This is a genomic window from Streptomyces sp. BoleA5 (genome assembly GCF_000373665.1).
Taxonomy (GTDB): Bacteria; Actinomycetota; Actinomycetes; order Streptomycetales; family Streptomycetaceae; genus Actinacidiphila.
This window is the reverse complement of the sequence record NZ_KB892090.1, coordinates 771,040-792,588: the sequence shown is the minus strand read 5'-3', so window position 1 is coordinate 792,588 and position 21,549 is coordinate 771,040. Positions and strand designations below refer to the sequence as shown.

The window sequence follows — 21,549 nt, the reverse complement described above, 5'->3', positions numbered from 1 at the left end:
CGCGGTGAAGGATGCGGGCGTGCAGCCCGCGCAGACCGGCGATGCGGTGCTGCAGGCCCGCGGCGTGACGCTGCGGTTCGGCGGTCTCACCAGCCTCTCGGAGGTCGACCTGACGATGCGGCGGGGCGAGATCCTCGCGGTGATCGGCCCGAACGGCGCCGGCAAGACCTCGCTGTTCAACTCCCTGACGGGCGTGTACGTCCCGCAGGAGGGAGCGATCACCTTCCACGAGGAGGGCGGTGCGGAGCGCAAGCTGCTCGGCGCCAAGCCCTACCTGGTGAACCGTTATGGCGTAGCCCGCACTTACCAGAACATCCGGCTCTTCGCCGCCCTGACGGCCCTGGAGAACGTCAAGATCGCGGCGGAGTCGCGGCAGAAGTCGGGAGCGATCTCGATCATGCTGGGCATGCCGTGGGCGCGCCGGGACGAGAAGGCCAGCGACAAGCGGGCGCAGGAGCTGCTGTCGTACGTGGGCCTGGCGGGCAAGCACAATGAGCTGGCCGCCAGTCTGTCCTACGGTGACCAGCGGCGCCTGGAGATCGCCCGGGCGCTGGCGACCGACCCGAAGGTGCTGCTGCTGGACGAGCCGGCGGCCGGTACGAACCCGACGGAGAAGCTGGAGCTGGAGCAGCTGATCCGCCGGATCAACCAGGATCTGGGCGTCAGCGTGCTGCTGATCGAGCACGACATGAAGCTCGTGATGTCGGTCGCGGACCGCGTCATGGTGCTGAACTTCGGCAAGGTGATCGCCGAGGGTCTGCCCGAGGAGGTGCAGCGCGATCCCGCGGTGATCGAGGCGTACCTGGGTTCGGCCGACGAGGAGGCCGTGGAGGCCGTCGCGGAGATGGTGGAGATCGCCGAGTCGCACCATGCGGCCGATGTTCCCGAAGTCCCCGCGCCGCGTGAGTCCGAGGAGGAGGGCCGATGACCGAGGCCGCCAACTTCGAGAAGGAGACGGCTGGTTCCGTCACCGAGGCCCCGGCGATGCTGGAGCTGGTCGACCTGCAGGTGTTCTACGGCGCGATCCAGGCGCTGAAGGGCATCAATGTGACGGTCCGGCAGGGCGAGGTCGTGGCCCTGCTCGGTGCGAACGGCGCCGGCAAGACCACCACCCTGCGCACGATCTCCGGTCTGCTGCAGCCGCGCCACGGCGAGGTGCGGCTGGGCGGCGAGCGGATCGACGGCGTTCCCTCGCACAAGGTCGTGGAGCTCGGCATCGGCCAGTCCCCCGAGGGCCGCAGGGTCTTCCCGGTGATGACGGTGCTGGAGAACCTGGAGATGGGCGCGTACCGGTTCAAGGGCGTCCCCAAGGAAGACCTGGAGCGGGTGCTGGACCTCTTCCCGCGCCTGGCGGAACGGCGTACGCAGCTGGCGGGCACCCTGTCCGGCGGTGAGCAGCAGATGCTGGCCATCGGCCGAGCGCTGATGGGCCGCCCGAACCTGCTGCTGCTCGACGAGCCGTCGATGGGTCTGGCGCCGCTGATCGTCCAGCAGATCTTCGAGATCATCAAGGAGATCAACGACCAGGGCACCACGGTGCTGCTGGTGGAGCAGAACGCCTCCCAGGCGCTGCAGTTGGCCGACCGCGGCTATGTGCTGGAGACGGGTGCGATCGTCATGGAGGACGACGCCTCCGCCCTGCTGTCCGACCCGCGCGTGCGTGCCGCCTACCTCGGTGAGGGCGCGGCGTAACGTCCGGCGCCGTACGGCGCGTCATACGGCGAGGAGAACGGCTCCCGGAGCATTCCGGGAGCCGTTCTCCTCGTGCGGGCCGTGCGGGCCGTGCGTGGCGCGTGCCGCGCCGTACGGCAGGTCGTCAGGGGGCGACGGTGCCCGGGGTGGCCGGGCGCAGCATGCAGGTGAGGCGGGCGGAGCAGACCCGGCGGTCCTGCTCGTCGCTGATGACGATCTCGTAGGTCGCGGAGGAGCGGCCGCGGTGGACGGGGGTGGCGACCCCGGTCACCTTGCCGGAGCGCAGGCCGCGGTGGTGGGTGCAGTTGAGGTCGACCCCGACGGCGATCTTGCCGGGGCCGCCGTGCAGCATGGCGCCGATGGACCCGATGGTCTCCGCCAGGACGGCGGAGGCGCCGCCGTGGAGGAGCCCGTAGGGCTGGGTGTTCCCCTCGACGGGCATGGTGGCCACGACGCGCTCGGCGGTCGCCTCGACGATCTCGACGCCCATGCGGGAGCCGAGGTCGCCGGCGGAGAAGAGCGCCACCAGGTCGACGCCGAGACCGGCGTACTGCTCGATGACCTCCGGAGAGAAAAGGCTGGTGGTGGTCTGCTCGCCCATGGACGGTGGCTCCGATCGTCGTCGTTCGGTGTACTGGCCCGTTTTCTACCGGACGGTCAGCGGGGACCGCCGACCGGGGTGGTCCGTTCCAGCCGGACGACGACGGACTTGGAGGCCGGAGTGTTGCTGGTGTCGGCGGTGTGGTCGAGAGGGACCAGCACATTGGTCTCCGGGTAGTAGGCGGCGGCGCAGCCGCGGGCCGTCGGGTAGTGGACCACCCGGAAGCCCTCGGCGCGGCGTTCGGTGCCGTCCGTCCACTCGCTGACGATGTCGGTGTAGGAGCCGTCGGCGAAGCCGAGGGCGCCGGCGTCGTCGGGGTGGACCAGGACGACGCGGCGGCCGCCCTTGATGCCGCGGTAGCGGTCGTCGAGGCCGTAGATGGTGGTGTTGTACTGGTCGTGCGAGCGCAGCGTCTGCAGCAGCAGCCGTCCCTCGGGAACGTGCGGGTACTCCAGGGGCGCGGCGGTGAAGTTGGCCAGCCCGGTGGCGGTGGGGAAGCTGCGGGAGTCGCGCGGGGCGTGCGGGAGGGTGAAGCCGCCGGGGCGGCGCACTTTGACGTTGAAGTCGTCGAAGCCGGGGACCACCCGGGAAATGCGGTCGCGGATCCGGTCGTAGTCGACCTCGAGCTCCTCCCAGGGCACCCGGCTGTCCGGGCCGAGGACGGCACGGGCGAGACGGCAGATGATGGCGGGCTCCGACAGCAGGAGGGGGCCCGCGGGCTCCAGGCCGCCGCGTGAGGCGTGCACCATGCCCATGGAGTCCTCGACGGTGACGAACTGCTCGCCGGCCGCCTGGACGTCCCTCTCGGTGCGGCCCAGCGTGGGCAGGATCAGGGCGCGGGCGCCGGTGACCACGTGGGAGCGGTTGAGCTTGGTGGACACGTGAACGGTGAGGCGGGCGCGGCGCATGGCCGCCTCTGTGACGTCCGTGTCCGGTGAGGCCGCGACGAAGTTGCCGCCCATGGCGAAGAAGACCTTGGCGTCGCCGTCGCGCAGGGCGCGGATGGCGGCGACGGTGTCCAGGCCGTGCTCGCGGGGCGGGGCGAAGCCGAACTCCTTCTCCAGGGCGTCGAGGAAGGCGGGTGCGGGCTTCTCGTAGATGCCCATGGTGCGGTCGCCCTGGACGTTGCTGTGGCCGCGCACGGGGCACACGCCTGCGCCGGGACGGCCGATGTTGCCGCGCAGGAGGAGGAAGTTGACGACCTCCTTGATGGTGGGCACGGAGTGCTTGTGCTGGGTGAGGCCCATCGCCCAGCAGACGATGACGCTCTTGGCGCCGAGCACCATGGCGAGCAGTTCGTCGATCTCGGACTGCGGCAGCCCGGTGGCGCGCAGCACCTCGTCGGCGCCGGTGGCGCGGGCGGCGGCGGCGCACTCCTCGAAGCCGTGGGTGTGCCCGGCGATGAAGGCCTGGTCGAGCACGGTGCCGGGCGCCTGGTCCTCGGCCTCCAGGAGGGCCTTGTTGAGCGCGCGGAAGAGGGCCTGGTCGCCGCCGAGCCGGATCTGCAGGAAGAGGTCGGCCAGCGGGGTGCCGCCGCCGGCCAGGCCCTTGGGGGTCTGCGGGTTCTTGAAGCGCTGCAGGCCCGCCTCGGGCAGCGGGTTGATCGTGACGATCCTGGCGCCGCTCGCCTTGGCCTTCTCCAGGGCGGAGAGCATGCGGGGGTGATTGGTGCCGGGGTTCTGCCCGGCGACGATGATCAGGTCGGCGCGGTAGAGGTCCTCCAGCAGGACGCTGCCCTTGCCGATGCCGATGGTCTCGGCGAGCGCGGAGCCGGACGACTCGTGGCACATGTTGGAGCAGTCGGGCAGGTTGTTGGTGCCGAACTCGCGGGCGAAGAGCTGGTAGAGGAACGCGGCCTCGTTGCTGGTGCGGCCGGAGGTGTAGAAGACGGCCTCGTCGGGGCCCGCCAGGCGGTTCAGCTCGTCCGCGACGATCTCGAAGGCACGCTCCCAGGGGACGGGCTCGTAGTGGTCGGCGCCGTCGGGCAGGTACATGGGCTGCGTGAGGCGGCCCTGCTGGCCCAGCCAGTAGCCGCTGCGCCGGGCGAGGTCGGCGACGGGGTGCGCGGCGAAGAAGTCCGGGGTGACCCGGCGCAGAGTCGCCTCCTCGGCGACGGCCTTGGCGCCGTTCTCGCAGAACTCGGCGGTGTGCCGGTGCTCCGGCTCCGGCCAGGCGCAGCCGGGACAGTCGAACCCGTCCTTCTGGTTGACCTTGAGGAGGGTGAGCGCGGTGCGCCGCACCCCCATCTGCTGCTGCGCGACGCGAAGGGTGTGCCCGATGGCCGTGAGCCCGGCAGCGGCGTGCTGCGGGGCGCTGACCTCGGGTGCGTCCTGGACGGGGTCGCCTGCGGGTGCTTTGCCTGCCATGACTTCGATCCTGCCACGGCGAGACCGCGGACCGGCAGTGTCAGTCGGGCGTGGGAGGATCGGGGACGTGGCAGCAAAGGCAGAGAAGACGAGCGCAGCGACCGGCACCGCACCCCAGGGGGGTGAGCGGCCCCGGTTGCTCCTGCTGGACGGGCATTCGCTGGCGTACCGGGCCTTCTACGCACTGCCCGTGGAGAACTTCAACACCACCACCGGCCAGCCCACGAACGCGGTGTACGGCTTCGCTTCGATGCTGGCGAACACGTTGCGTGACGAGCAGCCGACGCATCTCGCGGTCGCCTTCGACGTCTCGCGGCGCACCTGGCGGCTGGAGGAGTTCCCCGAGTACAAGGCGACCCGGTCCGCGACGCCGGACGAGTTCCGCAGCCAGGTGGCGCTGATCGGCGAGCTGCTGGACACGATGCATGTGCAGCGCTTCGCCACGGAGGGCTACGAGGCGGACGACGTGATCGCCACGCTGGCCACGCAGGCCGAGGCGCTGGGGTTCGAGGTGCTGATCGTCACCGGGGACCGCGACTCCTTCCAGCTCGTCTCGGACCACGTCACGGTGCTGTACCCGACCAAGGGCGTCTCCGAGCTGACCCGGTTCACCCCGGGCAAGGTCGAGGAGAAGTACGGGCTGACCCCCGCGCAGTACCCGGACTTCGCGGCGCTGCGCGGCGACCCGTCGGACAATCTGCCCGGCATCCCGGGTGTCGGCGAGAAGACCGCCGCCAAGTGGATCAACCAGTTCGGGTCGTTCGCGGAGCTCGCGGAGCGCGCGGACGAGGTGAAGGGCAAGGCGGGCGAGAATCTGCGCGCGCACCTGGAGTCGGTGAAGCTCAACCGGCGGCTGACGGAGCTGGTGCGGGACGTGGAGCTGCCGTGCGGGCCGGAGCAGCTGGCACGGCAGCCGTACGACCGGGCCGCGCTCGACGACGTGCTGGACACCCTGGAGTTCCGCCACCCCAACTTCCGGGAGCGGCTGTACGCGGCCGACCCGGGCGCCGAGGAGCAGGCCACGCAGGAGGTCGCCGGCGGCGTCGCCGTCGAGGGCCGGGTGCTGGCCGCGGGCGAGCTGGCCGACTGGCTGGCGGAGCACGCCGGGGGGCCGCTGGGCGTGGCGACGGTCGACGCGTGGGCGCTGGGCGCGGGCAGCGTGTCCGAGGTGGCTCTGGCGACGGCGCAGGGCCCGGCGGCGTGGTTCGACCCGGCGGCGCTGGACGAGAAGGACGAGCGGGCCTTCGCCGCGTGGCTGGCGGACGGCGCGCGGCCGAAGGTCCTGCACAACGCCAAGAACGTGACGCGGGTCCTGGCCGAGCACGGCTGGGGCGTGGACGGGGTCGCGATGTGCACGGCGCTGGCCGCGTATCTGGTGAAGCCCGGCCGCCGCTCGTTCGCGCTGGACGACCTGTCGGTGGAGTACCTGGGTCGGGAGCTGGCCCCCGCGGGCGGCGAGGACGGGCAGTTGGCCTTCGGCGCCGACGACGAGGCCGAGTCCGAGGCGCTGATGGTGCAGGCGCGCACGGTGCTGGACCTGGGTGACGCGTTCGCCGCGCGGCTGGAGCAGGACGGCGCGCTGCGGCTGCTGCGCGAGGTGGAGCTGCCGACCTCGGCGCTGCTGGCGCGGATGGAGCGGGCGGGCATCGCCGCTGACCGCGAGCATCTGGAGCGTCTGGAGCAGCGGTTCGCGGGCGAGGTGCAGCTCGCCGTGAAGGAGGCGCACGCCGCAGTCGGGCACGAGTTCAACCTGGGCTCGCCCAAGCAGCTCCAGGAGGTGCTCTTCGGCGAGCTGGGGCTGCCCAAGACGAAGAAGACCAAGACGGGTTACACCACCGACGCGGACGCGCTGGCGTGGCTGGCGGCGCAGACCGAGCACGAGCTGCCGGTGATCATGCTGCGTCACCGGGAGCAGGCGAAGCTGCGGGTGACGGTCGAGGGGCTGGTCAAGACGATCGCTCCCGACGGGCGGATCCACACCACGTTCAGCCAGATCGTGGCCGCCACGGGCCGGCTGTCGTCGACCGACCCCAACTTGCAGAACGTGCCGGTGCGCACCGACGAGGGCCGGGCGATCCGCCGCGGATTCGTGGTCGGCGAGGGCTACGAGTCGCTGCTGACCGCCGACTACAGCCAGATCGAACTGCGGGTGATGGCCCACCTGTCGGAGGACGAGGGCCTGATCGCGGCCTTCGACTCCGGCGAGGACCTGCACACCACCGTCGGCAGCTATGTCTTCTCGGTGCCGCCGGAGCAGGTGGACGCCGAGATGCGCCGCAAGATCAAGGCGATGTCGTACGGCCTGGCGTACGGGCTGTCGGCCTTCGGCCTGTCGCAGCAGCTGGGCATCGAGGCGGCCGAGGCGCGCGGCCTGATGGAGACGTACTTCCAGCGGTTCGGCGGGGTGCGGGACTATCTGCAGCGGGTGGTGGAGGAGGCCCGGGTCACGGGCTACACCGAGACGCTGATGGGCCGCCGCCGTTACCTGCCGGACCTCACCAGCGACAACCGGCAGCGCCGGGAGATGGCCGAGCGGATGGCGCTCAACGCGCCGATCCAGGGCTCGGCCGCCGACATCGTCAAGGTCGCGATGCTGAAGGTGGACGCGGCACTCGGGCGGGAGGGGCTGCGGTCGCGGCTGCTGCTCCAGGTGCACGACGAAATCGTGGTCGAGGTCGCGCCCGGGGAGCGGGCCGCGGTGGAGGAGCTGGTCCGCCGCGAGATGGCGGCCGCCTATCCGTTGCGGGCGCCGCTGGACGTCTCCGTGGGCGTCGGTCCGGACTGGGAGTCGGCGGCCCACTGACCGGGCGTCCCCCGGCCGTCGCGGCGGGCGGCGCGGTGCGTGAGGTGCACCGCGCCGGCGCAGGTCGTGGCGGCCAGGGCGAGTCCCGCTCCGGCGCCGAAGAGTCCGGCCGGGATCATCCCGGCGGCGTCGCCGGTCGCCCCGTACCACTGTTCCGCGCGTACGGCGGCCCCGGCGGCCGTGGTGGCGCCGAGGACGGCCAGGGCGAGCCGCCGGGTCCGGCGGGAGAGCCGGGGCACGAGGGAGGGACGCTTTTCGGCCGGATCGGACGCGGCCCTCAGGGCGCGCAGCCCGTACCAGCCCAGCACGGCCAGCGCCAGGGCCGAGCTCCCGTACTGGACGTACTTGTGCAGGGCCGTGCCGTGCACCTCGTGGTCGAGCACGGGCAGCAGGCGCACACCCCACCGCCCGGGGTGGGTGAAGGCGTCCCAGACCACGTGGGTGGTCGCCCCGGCCACGGCCGACAGCCAGAAGGCCGCGACCGAGCGGGCCGAGGGCCGCACCGGGTCGCCGACACCCGCCAGGGCGGCGATGCCCGCCTGCCGGTGCCCGGGCAGCAGGGCCACCAGCGGGCCGCGCAGCACCATCCAGCCGCCCACCAGTCCGGCGGCGATGAGCGGGTCCACGAGGGCGACGCCGAGCGGCGCGTGGGTGAACTGCCCGTAGCCGAACAGGCCCCGCACCAGCGAGTCGGCGAAGTAGGGCACGTCGGGGGCGAAGGAGCCGGCGACGAGGGCCGCCGCGACGAGCGGGCCGCGTCCTCGTACGGTGCCGGCGCGGTCCTGCCGCAGAACGGGCAGCACGGCCAACGCATGACTGATCGTGAACGGCATGCAACCTCTTCCGGAACACATCGGTCCGATCAGTATGCGACGTCCGGGACGGTGGCTCCGTTCAGGAAGTTGCCGTAGGGTCACCAGGGTTGCCACGCAGGGAGACGGGCAATACGGCTTTGGGGAGGGGCACCGGGTATGCGAGCGCGGTACGGACGGCGGATCCGCAGGGGAGTCGCGGGCACCGCGGTGGCCGCCGCGGCCATGGCGGCGCTGACGGGTTCCCAGGCTCCCGGACTGCTGCAGGGCGTCCTCAACACCAGCGTCGGCGCCCCGATCGTGCCCCCGCCGGGCGATCCCATCGACGGCAACTCGTCGGAGTACTTCACCGCGCTCCCGCCGCTCAACACCCCCGCTCCGGGCAGCACCAGCACCCCGGACGCCGGCGCCGGCACCGTGACCACCGACGGCACGGGCCTGCCCGCCACCGTCCTGGAGGCCTACCGCAGGGCCGAGACGGCGCTCGCCGCCAGCGACCCGGGCTGCAACATGCGCTGGGAACTGCTGGCCGCGATCGGCCAGGTGGAGTCCAACCAGGCGCGCGGCGGCAACGTCGACTCCGAGGGGACCACGATCTCACCGATCATCGGCCCGACCCTGGACGGCAACGGCTTCGCGAAGATCACGGACACCGACGACGGCGCCTGGGACGGGGACCGCGTCCACGACCACGCCGTCGGCCCGATGCAGTTCATCCCGTCGACCTGGCAGACCTGGGGCTCCGACGGCAACGACGACGGTGTCAGCGACCCGAACAACATATTCGACGCGGCGCTCGCCGCCGGCCGCTACCTCTGCGCGGGCAACCGCGACCTGTCGATCGAGAGCAACCTGCACCAGGCGATCCTGGGCTACAACAACTCGACCGCGTACCTGAACACCGTCCTGTCCTGGTACGAGCACTTCCGCGAGGGCGACGTCGTCTCCGTTCCCGACATCGGCGGCGCCGGCGGCGACACCCCCGGCAACCCGCCGTTCTCCGGCTCCCCCTCCGCCACGCCCTCGCCGTCGAAGTCCCCGAGCGCGAGTTCCTCGCCCCGGCCGACGAAGAAGCCCACCCCGACCGCGTCCTCCAGCGGCACGATCGGCACCCCCGGCAGCCCCTCGCCGACGACGACGCCGCCGACGAGCTCCCCGACGTCGGACCCCTCCACGGACCCGACGGATCCCGCGGACCCGACGGACCCGCCGACCTGTCCGACGGACTCCGGCACACCCACGGCGACCCCCACCGACACGGCCTCCCCGTCGCCGACCGGAACGCCCGACCCGTGCGCGACGGCCTCCCCCAGCGACAGCCCGTCGCCGACGGAAACCGAGGGCGGCACCGCCTCCGGCCCGGTCAACTGACGCCGTAGAACCTGTTCTCATTTCACCTCCCGGGGTCACCGGGGAGGCGGTCCACCGCGAGGAGATGCGCTTCACCGACGGGAGCAGCGGCCGATCACGGCGTTCGCCGGGCATGTGAGGATGCGCGAGGACTACGTCCGGCACCCCGTCGGCCTGGTGAGTTCCCAGCGGGCAGGCGGTGCTGCTGATGACCTCCTACCTGCCGTGGGGCTCCCTGCCGCTCGGCGCCGCGCTGCTGTCGCTCGCGCTCCCGCTGGAGGCGCGCGGCCGCCGCCCGGCCGCGGGCGGCGGCGCCGACGGGGTCAGCGGCGTCAGCGGTGCGAAGGGGAGTCGTCCTCCCCGATGTGGTGCACGCGCACGAGGTTGGTGGTCCCCGGGACGCCGGGCGGCGACCCCGCTGTGATGACGACGATGTCGCCCTCCTGGCAGCGGCCGATGCGCAGCAACTCCTCGTCGACTTGTTCGACCATCTCGTCGGTCGTCTGCACCATCGGCCCGAGGAAGGTCTCCACGCCCCAGGTGAGGCTCAACTGCGAGCGGGTGGCGGGCTCGGGGCTGAAGGCGAGCACCGGGATCGGCGAGCGGTAGCGGGAGAGCCGCCGGGCGGTGTCGCCGGACTGGGTGAAGGCCACCAGGTACTTGGCGTCGAGGAAGTCGCCCATCTCCGCGGCCGCGCGCGCGACGGCGCCGCCCTGGGTGCGGGGCTTGTTCTGCTCGGTCAGCGGCGGCAGGCCGGCCGCGAGCATGTCCTCCTCGGCGGCGGCGACGATCCGGCCCATCGTCCTGACCGTCTCGACGGGGTGCTTGCCGACGCTGGTCTCGCCGGAGAGCATGACCGCGTCGGCGCCGTCCATGACGGCGTTCGCGACGTCGGAGGCCTCCGCGCGGGTGGGCCGCGAGGAGTCGATCATCGACTCCAGCATCTGCGTCGCGACGATCACCGGCTTGGCGTTGCGCCGGGCGAGGGAGACGGCGCGCTTCTGCACCATGGGCACGGCCTCCAGCGGCATCTCGACGCCGAGGTCGCCGCGGGCCACCATGATCCCGTCGAACGCGGCGACGATCTCCTCGAGGTTCTCGACCGCCTGCGGCTTCTCGATCTTGGCGATGACGGGGACCCGGCGGTCCTCCTCGCGCATGATGCGCAGCACGTCCTCGACGTCCCGGCCGCTGCGGACGAAGGACAGCGCGACGATGTCGGCACCGGTGCGCAGCGCCCAGCGCAGGTCCTCGACGTCCTTCTGGGACAGGGCGGGCACGGAGACCGCGACACCCGGGAGGTTGAGCCCCTTGTTGTCGGAGATCAGACCGCCCTCGATGCACAGGGTGCGGACCCGGGGGCCGTCGACACCGGTGACCTCCAGGGTGACGCGGCCGTCGTCGACGAGGATCCGCTCACCGCGGGTGACGTCGGCGGCGAGACCCTTGTAGGTGGTGCCGCAGACCAGTCGGTCGCCCTCGATCTCCTCGGTGGTGATCGTGAACTCGTCACCGCGTTCAAGGAGTACGGGGCCCTCCGCGAAGCGTCCCAGCCGGATCTTCGGGCCTTGAAGGTCCGCGAGGATCCCGACACTCCGGCCGCTCTCGTCGGCGGCCTTGCGCACGCGCCGGTAACGCTCCTCGTGATCGGCGTGGCAACCATGGCTCATGTTCAGGCGGGCGACGTCCATACCGGCCTCGACCAGGCCCTTGATCTGGTCGTAGGAGTCGGTGGCGGGCCCGAGGGTGCAGACGATTTTTGCTCGGCGCATGGAACGAGCCTATGACCTACTTCACAGTAGGTACCTCGTGGAATGCGACTGACCAACGTCAGCCTGATTAACGGTTGTTGACAAGTGGTGAAGTGAGCCGTGTTCCGCTCTGATGAGCACACCGCGGGTGCGGCGCGCCTCAGGACGACAGATCGGGGGCCGTCATCGTGAAGTGCGCGGTGACCTGGGCGTACACGCTCTGTCGCTCCGGCTCCATGTCAAGGGCGGGTGCGGACTCCGCGCCGCCGCCGGGCGCCGCGAAGGCGGCGGTCCGCATCGCCGGCCGGGCGCGGAAGGGTGCGGACTGCTGCACGCCCTCGTCGGTCAGCTCGACCAGGGCGACCAGGCGGGCGCCGAGCGCCTCGGCGTACTCGCGGGCGCGCTGCACCGCGTCGCGCACGGCCTGCCGGCGGGCCTCGCCGTAGGCCGGGGAGTCGGGGCGCAGAGACCACCAGGGACCGTCGACGCGGGTGAGCTCCAGATCGGCCAGCCGGGTGGTGAGCTCCCCCAGAACGGTGAAGTCGGTGAGGGCCGCGCCCACGCGCACGCTGCCGTGGTACGCCCGTACGCGTTCGCCGCGGCCCCGCTCCCGCAGCTCGGGGGTGATCACGAAGGCGCCGGTCTCCAGCTTCTCGACGACGTCGGCACAGCCCTTGACGAGTTCGAGCACTTGCGCGTTGCGCCGGGTGAGGTCGTCCAGCGTCGCGCGGCGGTCGGTGCCCCGGGCACTGACGGTGACGGCGATCCGGGCGAGCTCGGGCTCGACCTCGAGGGTCGCCTCGCCCCGAACCCCCACGTGCGGGGTCTCGGGCGTCGGGTACGTCCTGGCCGGTTCTGTGGTCATGCGTCCCACCCTGCCAGGCCGCCGCGGCCGTGACGAGTCATCTGTTCGCAACCTGGCGGGGGTGTTGCCGGGAGCGCCCTTGCGCCAGAATCTACGCGCGTTAACACCACAAAAAGACGATCATCCCGCCCCTGGCGACCACCGGGGGCGCCACCGGGATCCCAGGAGCCGACGTATGCCGCTGAACCGCAGGGACTTCCTCAACCGCTCCGCCGCCACCGGCGCGGGTCTCGCGCTCGCCGGCACGGCGGGCGCCGTGGCCGGTGCGGCCCCGGCCCAGGCCACGGGCCGCCACGGCCCCGGGCACGGGCACGGGCACGGGCACGGACCGAAGAAGTACTCCTTCAGCGTCCTCGGCACCACCGACCTGCACGGCAACGTCTTCAACTGGGACTACTTCACCGACGCCGAGTACGACGACAAGGCGCACAACGACGTCGGTCTCGCCAAGATCTCCACGCTGGTCGCTCAGCAGCGCGCCGCCAAGGGCCGCGGCAACACCCTGCTGATCGACGCGGGCGACACCATCCAGGGCACCCAGCTGTCCTACTACTACGCCAAGATCGACCCGATCACCGCCAAGCACGGTCCGGTGCACCCGATGGCGCAGGCCATGAACGCCATCGGCTACGACGCGGCGGCGCTGGGCAACCACGAGTTCAACTACGGCATCCCCGTGCTGCGCAAGTTCGAGGAGCAGTGCGACTTCCCGCTGCTCGGCGCGAACGCGCTCGACGCGCGCACGGGCCGGCCGGCCTTCGCGCCCTACTCCTTCCACCGGCTGCGCGTGAAGGGCGCGCCCGACGTGAAGGTGGCGGTCCTGGGCCTGACCAACCCCGGCATCGCGATCTGGGACAAGGCCAACGTGCAGGGCAGAATGACCTTCCCGGGCCTGGAGGAGCAGGCCGCGAAGTACGTGCCACGGCTGCGCGCCATGGGCGCGGACGTGGTCGTCGTCTCGGCCCACAGCGGGTCCTCCGGCACCTCCTCCTACGGTGACCAGCTGCCGTACGTCGAGAACGCCGCGGCGCTCGTCGCCGAGCAGGTGCCGGGCATCGACGCGATCCTGGTCGGACACGCCCACTCCGAGATCCCCGAGTACGTGGTGGCCAACAAGCAGACCGGCCAGGGCGTGGTGCTCTCCGAGCCGCTGAAGTGGGGCCAGCGGCTGACCGTCTTCGACTTCGGCCTGGAGCTGGTCCGGGGCAAGTGGGAGGTCGTCACCGTGGGCGCGTCCGTCCTCAACTCCAACACGGCCGAGGAGGACCCGCGGATCGTCCGGCTGCTCGCGGACGAGCACAAGGAGGTCGTGGGCTACGTCAACCAGGTGATCGGCACCTCGGCCGCCGCGATGTCGGCGCAGGAGTCGCCCTACAAGGACACGCCGATCATCGACTTCATCAACTTCGTCCAGGCCGAGACGGTCAAGGCGGCGCTCGCCGCGACGGAGTACGCCTCCCTGCCCGTGCTGTCGCAGGCGGCCTGCTTCTCGCGCACCGCGGCCATCCCGGCGGGCCGGGTCACCATCCGCGACGTCGCGGGGCTGTACGTCTTCGAGAACACCCTGGAGGCCCGGATCCTGACCGGTGCCCAGATCAAGGCGTACATCGAGTTCTCGGCGAACTACTTCGTGCAGACCGCGCCCGACGCGCCCGTCGACGTCGCGAAGCTGACGAACGCGAACGGCACGCCGGACTACAACTACGACGTCGTCGGCGGCGTCACCTACGACATCGACATCTCCCGGCCCGCCGGTTCCCGGGTGTCGAACGTGCTCTTCCAGGGTGCGCCGATCGACGAGTCGGCCCGCTTCGTGCTGGCCGTCAACAACTACCGGGCCAACGGCGGCGGCAACTTCCCCGGTGTCGCCACGGCGCAGCAGGTGTGGGCGAACTCCGAGGAGATCCGCAACACCATCATCACCTGGGTGCAGGCCAACGGCTCCATCGACCCGGCGCGGTTCGGCTCGCAGGACTGGAAGCTGACACGTGGCGGCGCGCCGGTCTTCTAGACCCGGGCAGGGGTTCGCAGCGGAGAACCGGAGGGCGTGTGCGCGGCGCGCACACGCCCTCCGGGCGTTCGGCGGCGGCCGTCGCGCCGGCCGGCGGGCTCGGGCCTCGGGCCTCGGGCCTCAGGCTGGTACGTGTTCGAGGAGCACGCGGCGCAGCTCGCGGGCGGCGCGCGGGGGCTCGGCGTCCTTGCGGTGCGCCAGGGCGACGGTGCGCTGCAGCCCGGGGGCCTCGAAGGGCGTCGTACGCAGCCGGGGACGGCGTCCGGCGACCATGCTGGGCACGACCGCCGGCCCGAGTCCCGCCTCCACGAAGCCCAGCACGGCGTCCATCTCGCCGCCCTCGATCGCGAAGCGCGGCTCGAAACCCGCCGCCCGGCACGCGGTGACGGTGAGCTCCCGCAGGTCGTAACCGTTGCGGAACATGACCAGCGGCCGGTCCCTGAGGTCGCCGACACGGATGGTGGGGCCCGCGGAGGGTGGCGGGGCGTCGGCGGCGGTGACCACCACCAGGTCCTCGTGGAGCAGCGGCGTGGCGTCCAGGGCGGGGTCGTGGCTCTGCAGCGGCAGGACGATCAGGGCGAGGTCGAGGCTGCCGGAGGCCAGCTCGCGCACCAGGTCGCGTGAACCACCCTCCTCGACGACCAGCCGGATGCCCGGGTAACGGTCGTGGAAGTCGCGCAGCACGTCCGGCAGCAGGCCGGTGGCGAGGCTGGGGGTCGCGCCGAGGCGCACCCGGCCGCGGCGCAGCTGCACCAGCTCCTGGACCTCCTGGGTGGCGGTCTCGGTGTCGGCGATGATGCGGCGGGCCAGCGGCAGCAGGGCCTCCCCGGCGTCGGTCAGCGCGATGTTGCCCCGGGCCCGGCTGAACAGGTTCGCGCCCAGCTCCCGCTCCAGTGCCTTGATCTGCTGCGACAGCGAGGGCTGCGCGACGTGGACGCGCTCGGCGGCGCGGGTGAAGTGCAGGGTGTCGGAGACCGCCAGGAAGTACACGAGCTGCTGCAGCTGCATGACCGCACGATAACCCACGATAGGCGCCCCCTATCGAAACGAGCCGGAACATGTCTTGGACCTGTCGTAGCAGGCGGACCTAGCGTCGGGCCCATGGCTTTGGCGACGACGAGGACGAGGACGACGACCGGCACGGGCCGCCGCCCGTCGCTCCTACGGGCACTGTGGGGCTCGACCGTGGGCAAGAAGGCGGTCATGGCCGGGACCGGCGTGATCATGCTGCTGTTCCTGGTCGCGCACATGCTGGGCAATCTGAAGATCTTCTTCGGCGCGGAGGAGTTCAACGGGTACGCGGCGTGGCTGCGCACCATCGGTGAGCCCGCCCTGCACAACAGCTGGTACCTGTACATCCAGCGCACCGGCCTGGTCGTCGCGGTGGTGCTGCACGGCGTCGCCGCCTACCAGCTCAGCAAGCGCGACATCAAGGCACGCCCGGCGAAGTACGAGCACAAGCGGCAGCGGGCCAGCTACGCGACCCGGACGATGCGCTGGGGCGGGGTGATCCTCGGCCTCTACATCGTCTGGCACATCCTCGACCTGACGACGCTCACCGTGAACCCGCTGGGCAAGGAGCACCACCCCTACGAGAACATCGTGGCCGACTTCCGGATCTGGTGGGTGAACGTCGTCTACATCGTCGCGATGCTCGCCCTCGGCCTGCACATCAGGCACGGCTTCTGGAGCGCCGCGCAGACCCTGGGAGCGGTGAACAAGCGCCGCGACCGCGCGCTGAAGATCACGGCGAACGTGCTGGCGGCCTCGCTGACCGCCGGCTTCCTCGTCGTACCCGTCGCCGTGATGACCGGATTGGTGGACTGACCATGGATTACCGACTGGGCGAACCGATCGCCGACACCAAGGCGCCGGACGTACCGATCGCCGAGCGCTGGGACCGTCGCAGGTTCGAGGCGAAGCTGGTCAACCCGGCCAACCGCCGCAAGCACACGGTGATCGTGGTCGGCACGGGCCTGGCGGGCGGCGCCGCGGGCGCCACCCTGGCCGAGCAGGGCTACCACGTCGTGCAGTTCTGCTACCAGGACTCCCCGCGCCGGGCGCACTCCATCGCCGCCCAGGGCGGCATCAACGCCGCGAAGAACTACCGCAACGACGGCGACAGCGTGCACCGCCTGTTCTACGACACCGTCAAGGGGGGCGACTTCCGCGCGCGCGAGTCGAACGTCCACCGCCTCGCCGAGGTCTCGGTGCAGATCATCGACCAGTGCGTGGCACAGGGCGTGCCCTTCGCCCGCGAGTACGGCGGCCTGCTGGACACCCGCTCCTTCGGCGGCGTCCAGGTCTCCCGCACCTTCTACGCCCGCGGCCAGACGGGCCAGCAGCTGCTGCTCGGCGCCTACCAGGCGCTGTCGCGGCAGATCGACGCGGGCAACGTGGAACTGCACGCGCGCACCGAGATGCTCGACCTGATCGTGGTGGACGGCAAGGCCCGCGGCATCGTCGCCCGCGACCTGGTGACGGGCGAGGTGTCGGTGCACATGGGCGACGCCGTGGTGCTGGCCAGCGGCGGCTACGGAAACGTCTTCTATCTGTCGACCAACGCCAAGGGCTCCAACGCCACCGCCATCTGGCGGGCCCACCGACGCGGCGCGTACTTCGCCAACCCCTGCTTCACGCAGATCCACCCGACCTGCATCCCGCGTTCCGGCGACCACCAGTCCAAGCTCACGCTGATGAGCGAGTCGCTGCGCAACGACGGCCGCATCTGGGTGCCGAAGGCCAAGGGCGACACACGTGCGCCGAACGAGATCCCCGAGGACGAGCGCGACTACTACCTGGAGCGGATCTACCCCTCCTTCGGCAACCTGGTGCCCCGGGACATCGCCTCCCGCGCCGCCAAGAACGTCTGCGACGAGGGCCGCGGCGTCGGGCCGGGCGGCCAGGGCGTCTACCTGGACTTCGCCGACGCGATCGCCCGCATGGGCCGCGCCAAGGTGGAGGAGAAGTACGGCAACCTCTTCGAGATGTACGAGCGGATCACCGCCGAGGACCCCTACACCCGGCCCATGCGGATCTACCCCGCCGTGCACTACACGATGGGCGGCCTGTGGGTCGACTACGACCTGCAGACCACCGTCCCGGGCCTGTTCGCCATCGGCGAGGCCAACTTCTCCGACCACGGCGCGAACCGGCTGGGCGCCAGCGCCCTGATGCAGGGCCTGGGCGACGGCTACTTCGTCCTGCCCGCCACCATCAACGACTACCTGGCGCGCGGCCCCCACGACACCGTGGCCCCCGACCACCCCGCGGTCGCCGAGGCCGTCGCCGACGTCGAGGACCGGCTGAAGCTGCTGCTCGCCGTGGACGGCGACCGCACCCCGGACTCCTTCCACCGCGAGCTGGGCGAACTGCTCTGGGACGAGTGCGGCATGGCCCGCACCGAGTCCGGGCTGCGCAAGGCGCTGGAGCGGATCCCGGCGCTGCGCGAGGAGTTCTGGCGCCGGGTGAAGGTGCCCGGCAGCGGCGTGGAGCTGAACCAGTCCCTGGAGAAGGCCAACCGGGTCGCCGACTTCCTGGAGCTGGCCGAGCTGATGTGCCTGGACGCCCTGCACCGCGCCGAGTCCTGCGGCGGCCACTTCCGCGAGGAGAGCCAGACCCCGGACGGCGAGGCCCTGCGCGACGACGAGAACTTCTCGTACGCCGCGGCCTGGGAGTTCACCGGTCCCGGCGAGGACCCGGTGCTCCACAAGGAGGCCCTCGACTTCGAGTACGTACACCCCACCCAGCGGAGCTACGCGTGAACCTCACCCTGCGCATCTGGCGCCAGCAGTCCTCCGAGGAGGAGGGCGCCATGGTCACCTACCGCGTCGAGGACATCAGCCCCGACATGTCCTTCCTGGAGATGCTCGACGTCCTCAACGAGGAGCTGATCCTCGCGGGCGACGAGCCCGTGGCCTTCGACCACGACTGCCGGGAGGGCATCTGCGGCGCCTGCGGCATGGTCATCAACGGCCAGGCACACGGCCCGGAGCGGACCACCACCTGCCAGCTGCACATGCGGCACTTCAAGGACGGCGACACCGTCGACGTCGAGCCGTGGCGGGCCGCCGCCTTCCCGGTCGTCAAGGACCTAGTGGTGGACCGCTCGGCCTTCGACCGGGTGATCCAGGCGGGCGGCTACATCAGCGTGCCCACCGGCAGCGCTCCCGAGGCGCACGCGACGGCCGTGCCCAAGGAGGCCGCCGACTTCGCCTTCGAGCACGCCGAGTGCATCGGCTGCGGCGCGTGCGTGGCGGCCTGCCCCAACGGCTCGGCGATGCTGTTCACCTCGGCCAAGGTCAACCACCTCAACGTGCTGCCCCAGGGGCAGCCCGAGCGCGAGACCCGGGTGCTGGACATGGTCGCGGCCATGGACGACCAGGGCTTCGGCGGCTGCACCAACACCGGGGAGTGCGCCACGGCCTGCCCCAAGGGCATCCCGCTGCCGTCGATCGCCGCTATGAACCGCGAGTACCTGCGGGCCTTGCGCAAGGAGAAGTCGCGGTCCAAGGGCTGACCGGCTCGGTGGCCGCCCCGAGCCCGAAGGTCGTGAAGGCCGTCCGGGAGGGCAGCGGGTAGGGCTCCTTGCCGGTCACCGCGTTGAGGACGACCGCCGAGCGCCACGCGGCGAGCCCCAGGTCGGGGGCGCCGACACCGTGGGTGTGGCGCTCGGCGTTCTGCACGTGCACGGCCGCGCCGGTGCCCGCGACGACCGGGTCCAGCTCCAGCCGGTGGCACTCGTCGATCCTGGGCCGGCCGGACGCGTCGCGGCGGATGTACGGGTGGATCGGGGCGAGCAGCGCGTCCAGGGAGCGCTCGCGGTAGCCGGTGGCGAGGACGACCGCGTTGGTGACCAGCCGGCTGCGGGTGCCCTGCTGCTCGTGCTCCAGGTGGAGTTCGACGGCTCCCAGGCCCATCCGGCCGGCCGTACGGACCGTCACACCGGGGGTGAGGACGGCGTCCGGCCAGCCGCCGCCCAGGGTGCGGCGGTACAGCTCGTCGTGGACGGCGCCGATCGTCCCGTGGTCGATGGCCCGGTGCAACTGCCACTGGCGGGGCAGGAGGTTGTCGCGGACCGGCTCGGCCAGCCCGTGGAAGAAGCGCGTGTAGTCGGGGGTGAACTGCTCCAGGCCGAGCTTGCTGTACTCCATCGGCGCGAACGAGGGGCTGCGGGCGATCCACGTCAGCCGTTCGCGCCCGGCGGGCCGGGCGCGCAGCAGGTCCAGGAAGACCTCGGCGCCCGACTGCCCGGAGCCGACGACGGTGACGTGCTCGGCGGCCAGCAGCCGGTCCCGGTGCTCCAGGTAGTGGGCCGAGTGCACGACGGGGACGGCGGGCGACTCCGCCAGCGGCCGCAGCGGTTCCGGCACGTACGGCGCGCTGCCGACCCCGAGCACCAGGTTGCGGGCGTACGTGCGGCCGAGGGCCTCGGCCTGGCCGTCGGCGTCCAGCCGGGTGTGGTCCACCTCGAACACGGCGCGCCCGGGGTTCCAGCGGACGGTGTCGACCTGGTGGCCGAAGCAGGTGCTGGGCAGCGACTCGGCGACCCACCGGCAGTAGGCGTCGTACTCGGCGCGGTGCGTGTGGAAGCGCTCGGCGAAGTAGAACGGGAAGAGCCGCTCTCGGGTCCTGAGGTAGTTCAGGTAGCTCCACCGGCTCGTCGGATCGACCAGGCTCACCAGGTCGGCGAGGAACGGCACCTGGAGGGTGGCGTCGTCGAGCAGCAGCCCCGGGTGCCAGCGGAAGGAGCGCTCCTGCTCGTAGAAGGCCGCGCTGAGGTACGGCACGCCGTCGGCGAGCGCGGCCAGGGACAGGTTGCACGGGCCGATGCCGATGCCGAGCAGGTCGAAGGGCTGGTCCCGGTGGGGGTCGTGGTCGTCGGTCGCGGTCATCGGGGGGTGCTGCCTTCCTGGTGGGTCGCGCATACGAGCGTGAGCAGTGCCTCGAGGTCGGTGGGTGCGGCGGCCGGGTTGAGCAGGGTGGCCTTGAGCCAGAGCCGTCCGTCGGCGCGGGCCCGGCCGAGGACGGCGCGGCCGTCGAGCATGAGCCGGCGGCGGATCGCGGCGACCTCCTCGTCGCCGGCGCCGGTGGGGCGGAAGAGGACGGTGCTGACGGCCGGACGGGCACGCAGGGTCAGTGCGGGGTGCCGGTCCACCAGGTCCGCGAGGTGGCGGGCCCGGTCGCAGACGGCCTCGACGAGCCCGCCCAGGCCGCGGCGGCCCAGGGCGCGCAGGGTGACGGCGATCTTCAGCACGTCGGGGCGGCGGGAGGTGCGCAGCGAGCGGCCGAGCAGGTCGGGGAGGCCGGCCTCGGTGTCGTCGGCGGCGTTCAGGTAGTCGGCGCGGTGGTCGAGCGGGCGCAGCAGCCCGGCCTCCCGCACCGCGAGCACCCCGGCCGCCACGGGCTGCCAGCCCAGTTTGTGCAGGTCGAGGGTGACGGTGTCGGCCTCCCGCAGCCCGGTGAGCCTCGCCGCCTCCCGGTCGCTGAACAGCAGCGACCCGCCGTACGCGGCGTCGACGTGCAGGCGGGCACCGTACTCCCGGGCGGCGCGGGCGAGTTCGGGGAGCGGGTCGATGTCCCCCGAGTCCGTGGTGCCCGCGGTGGCGACCAGCAGGGCCGGGCTCCCGTCCGCGGCGAGCGCGTCCCGCACCCGCTCCGGGTCGAGCACCCCGCCGGGGGTGTCCACGACGAGGGGGGCGGGCATCCCGAGCAGCCAGGCGGAACGCGGCACGCTGTGGTGCCCGTTGGCCCCGGCGACGACCCGCACGCCGGTGGCGGTCTCCCGGGCCAGCAGCAGGGCGAGCTGGTTGGACTCCGTGCCGCCGGTCGTGATCAGCGCGTCCGGCGCGGCCGCGTCCGGGTGGACCAGGCGGGCCAGTGCGCGGGTGACCCCCGCCTCCAGCGCGGTCGCGGCCGGTGCCTGGTCCCAGGAGTCCATCGAGGGGTTGAGCGCGCTCGCGGCCAGGTCGGCCGCCACCGCCACGGCCAGCGGAGGGCAGTGCAGGTGGGCGGCGCACAAAGGGTCCGCCGGATCGGCCGCGCCCTCGGCGACGACCCCGACCAGCGCGCGCAGCGCCTCCGCGACCCCGGTGCCGTCCTCCGGCAGGGCCTCCCCCAGGACCTCCCGTACCCGCCGCTCCACCGCCTCCGGGCCACCCGCGGGAAGCGGTCCCTTCCGGGCGGCCGCCCCCGCCGCGAGCGCGCCGAGCGCGTCCTCGACCAACGGGCGCAACCGGTCGGGCCCTTCACTTCCGCCGGCGAGATGGGGTGGCATGGAGTCGGCGCCCTCTCCGTTG

The 21,549-nt window shown here is 72.0% G+C and carries 16 protein-coding genes; 8 read left to right on the top strand and 8 right to left on the bottom strand.

Annotation, left to right across the window (positions count from 1 at the left end; genetic code table 11):
- Positions 1–19 precede the first annotated feature (19 nt).
- On the top strand, positions 20–928 hold the full coding sequence (locus B085_RS0103700; RefSeq protein ID WP_234018476.1) for an ABC transporter ATP-binding protein: 909 nt from the start codon (positions 20–22) through the stop codon (positions 926–928).
- The gene (locus tag B085_RS0103695; protein WP_018557214.1) at positions 925–1,692 is read left to right on the top strand and encodes an ABC transporter ATP-binding protein; all 768 of its coding nucleotides are present in this window, start codon (positions 925–927) and stop codon (positions 1,690–1,692) included. The genes B085_RS0103700 and B085_RS0103695 overlap by 4 nt, the downstream gene beginning before the upstream one ends.
- A gap of 124 nt (positions 1,693–1,816) precedes the next feature.
- Here the strand turns inward: B085_RS0103695 and B085_RS0103690 are convergent, their stop codons facing one another.
- Positions 1,817–2,293, bottom strand: coding sequence for a PaaI family thioesterase (locus B085_RS0103690; RefSeq protein ID WP_018557213.1), 477 nt, complete (start codon positions 2,291–2,293; stop codon positions 1,817–1,819).
- Positions 2,294–2,349: 56 nt separating this feature from the next.
- Entirely contained in the window at positions 2,350–4,659 is a 2,310-nt protein-coding gene (locus tag B085_RS0103685) for an FdhF/YdeP family oxidoreductase (RefSeq protein WP_018557212.1), read from the bottom strand.
- Positions 4,660–4,726: 67 nt separating this feature from the next.
- Between B085_RS0103685 and polA the strand changes: the two genes are divergently transcribed.
- A complete protein-coding gene (polA, locus tag B085_RS0103680; RefSeq protein WP_026250641.1) occupies positions 4,727–7,462 on the top strand; it encodes a DNA polymerase I in 2,736 nt (911 codons plus the stop codon).
- Here the strand turns inward: polA and B085_RS0103675 are convergent.
- Entirely contained in the window at positions 7,393–8,295 is a 903-nt protein-coding gene (locus B085_RS0103675; RefSeq protein WP_026250640.1) for a DUF4184 family protein, read from the bottom strand. The two genes, polA and B085_RS0103675, sit on opposite strands and share 70 nt — an antisense overlap.
- A 138-nt stretch (positions 8,296–8,433) precedes the next feature.
- Between B085_RS0103675 and B085_RS0103670 the strand changes: the two genes are divergently transcribed.
- Entirely contained in the window at positions 8,434–9,645 is a 1,212-nt protein-coding gene (locus tag B085_RS0103670) for a lytic transglycosylase domain-containing protein (RefSeq protein ID WP_018557209.1), read from the top strand.
- Positions 9,646–9,956: 311 nt separating this feature from the next.
- Here B085_RS0103670 and pyk read toward each other — a convergent pair whose 3' ends face one another.
- Entirely contained in the window at positions 9,957–11,396 is a 1,440-nt protein-coding gene (gene pyk, locus B085_RS0103665) for a pyruvate kinase (RefSeq protein ID WP_018557208.1), read from the bottom strand.
- Positions 11,397–11,535: 139 nt separating this feature from the next.
- Positions 11,536–12,240 carry an SIMPL domain-containing protein gene (locus B085_RS0103660; RefSeq protein WP_018557207.1) on the bottom strand — a complete coding sequence of 235 codons (705 nt, stop codon included), beginning with the start codon at positions 12,238–12,240 and terminating at the stop codon, positions 11,536–11,538.
- 175 nt (positions 12,241–12,415) lie between these two features.
- Between B085_RS0103660 and B085_RS0103655 the strand changes: the two genes are divergently transcribed.
- On the top strand, positions 12,416–14,251 hold the full coding sequence (locus tag B085_RS0103655; RefSeq protein ID WP_018557206.1) for a bifunctional metallophosphatase/5'-nucleotidase: 1,836 nt from the start codon (positions 12,416–12,418) through the stop codon (positions 14,249–14,251).
- Between the two features lie 120 nt (positions 14,252–14,371).
- On the opposite strand, the gene B085_RS0103650 is transcribed toward B085_RS0103655, so the two are convergent.
- Positions 14,372–15,259 carry a LysR family transcriptional regulator gene (locus tag B085_RS0103650; protein WP_018557205.1) on the bottom strand — a complete coding sequence of 296 codons (888 nt, stop codon included), beginning with the start codon at positions 15,257–15,259 and terminating at the stop codon, positions 14,372–14,374.
- A gap of 93 nt (positions 15,260–15,352) precedes the next feature.
- On the opposite strand from B085_RS0103650, the gene B085_RS0103645 reads away from it, so the two are divergent.
- Genes B085_RS0103645 through B085_RS0103635 form a run of 3 tightly spaced genes read left to right on the top strand, consistent with a single transcriptional unit; the run spans position 15,353 to position 18,770 of the window.
- Positions 15,353–16,078 carry a succinate dehydrogenase cytochrome b subunit gene (locus tag B085_RS0103645; protein WP_037730947.1) on the top strand — a complete coding sequence of 242 codons (726 nt, stop codon included), beginning with the start codon at positions 15,353–15,355 and terminating at the stop codon, positions 16,076–16,078.
- 2 nt (positions 16,079–16,080) lie between these two features.
- Entirely contained in the window at positions 16,081–18,015 is a 1,935-nt protein-coding gene (locus B085_RS0103640) for a fumarate reductase/succinate dehydrogenase flavoprotein subunit (RefSeq protein WP_018557203.1), read from the top strand.
- Positions 18,012–18,770, top strand: coding sequence for a succinate dehydrogenase/fumarate reductase iron-sulfur subunit (locus B085_RS0103635; protein WP_018557202.1), 759 nt, complete (start codon positions 18,012–18,014; stop codon positions 18,768–18,770). Before B085_RS0103640 ends, B085_RS0103635 begins: the two co-directional genes overlap by 4 nt.
- Here the strand turns inward: B085_RS0103635 and B085_RS0103630 are convergent.
- Both B085_RS0103630 and B085_RS0103625 read right to left on the bottom strand, forming a co-directional pair.
- Positions 18,712–20,145 carry a lysine N(6)-hydroxylase/L-ornithine N(5)-oxygenase family protein gene (locus B085_RS0103630; RefSeq protein ID WP_018557201.1) on the bottom strand — a complete coding sequence of 478 codons (1,434 nt, stop codon included), beginning with the start codon at positions 20,143–20,145 and terminating at the stop codon, positions 18,712–18,714. The two genes, B085_RS0103635 and B085_RS0103630, sit on opposite strands and share 59 nt — an antisense overlap.
- Positions 20,142–21,527, bottom strand: a complete 1,386-nt coding sequence (locus tag B085_RS0103625) for a pyridoxal phosphate-dependent decarboxylase family protein (RefSeq protein WP_026250637.1) — start codon at positions 21,525–21,527, stop codon at positions 20,142–20,144. The genes B085_RS0103630 and B085_RS0103625 overlap by 4 nt, the downstream gene beginning before the upstream one ends.
- Positions 21,528–21,549 lie beyond the last annotated feature (22 nt).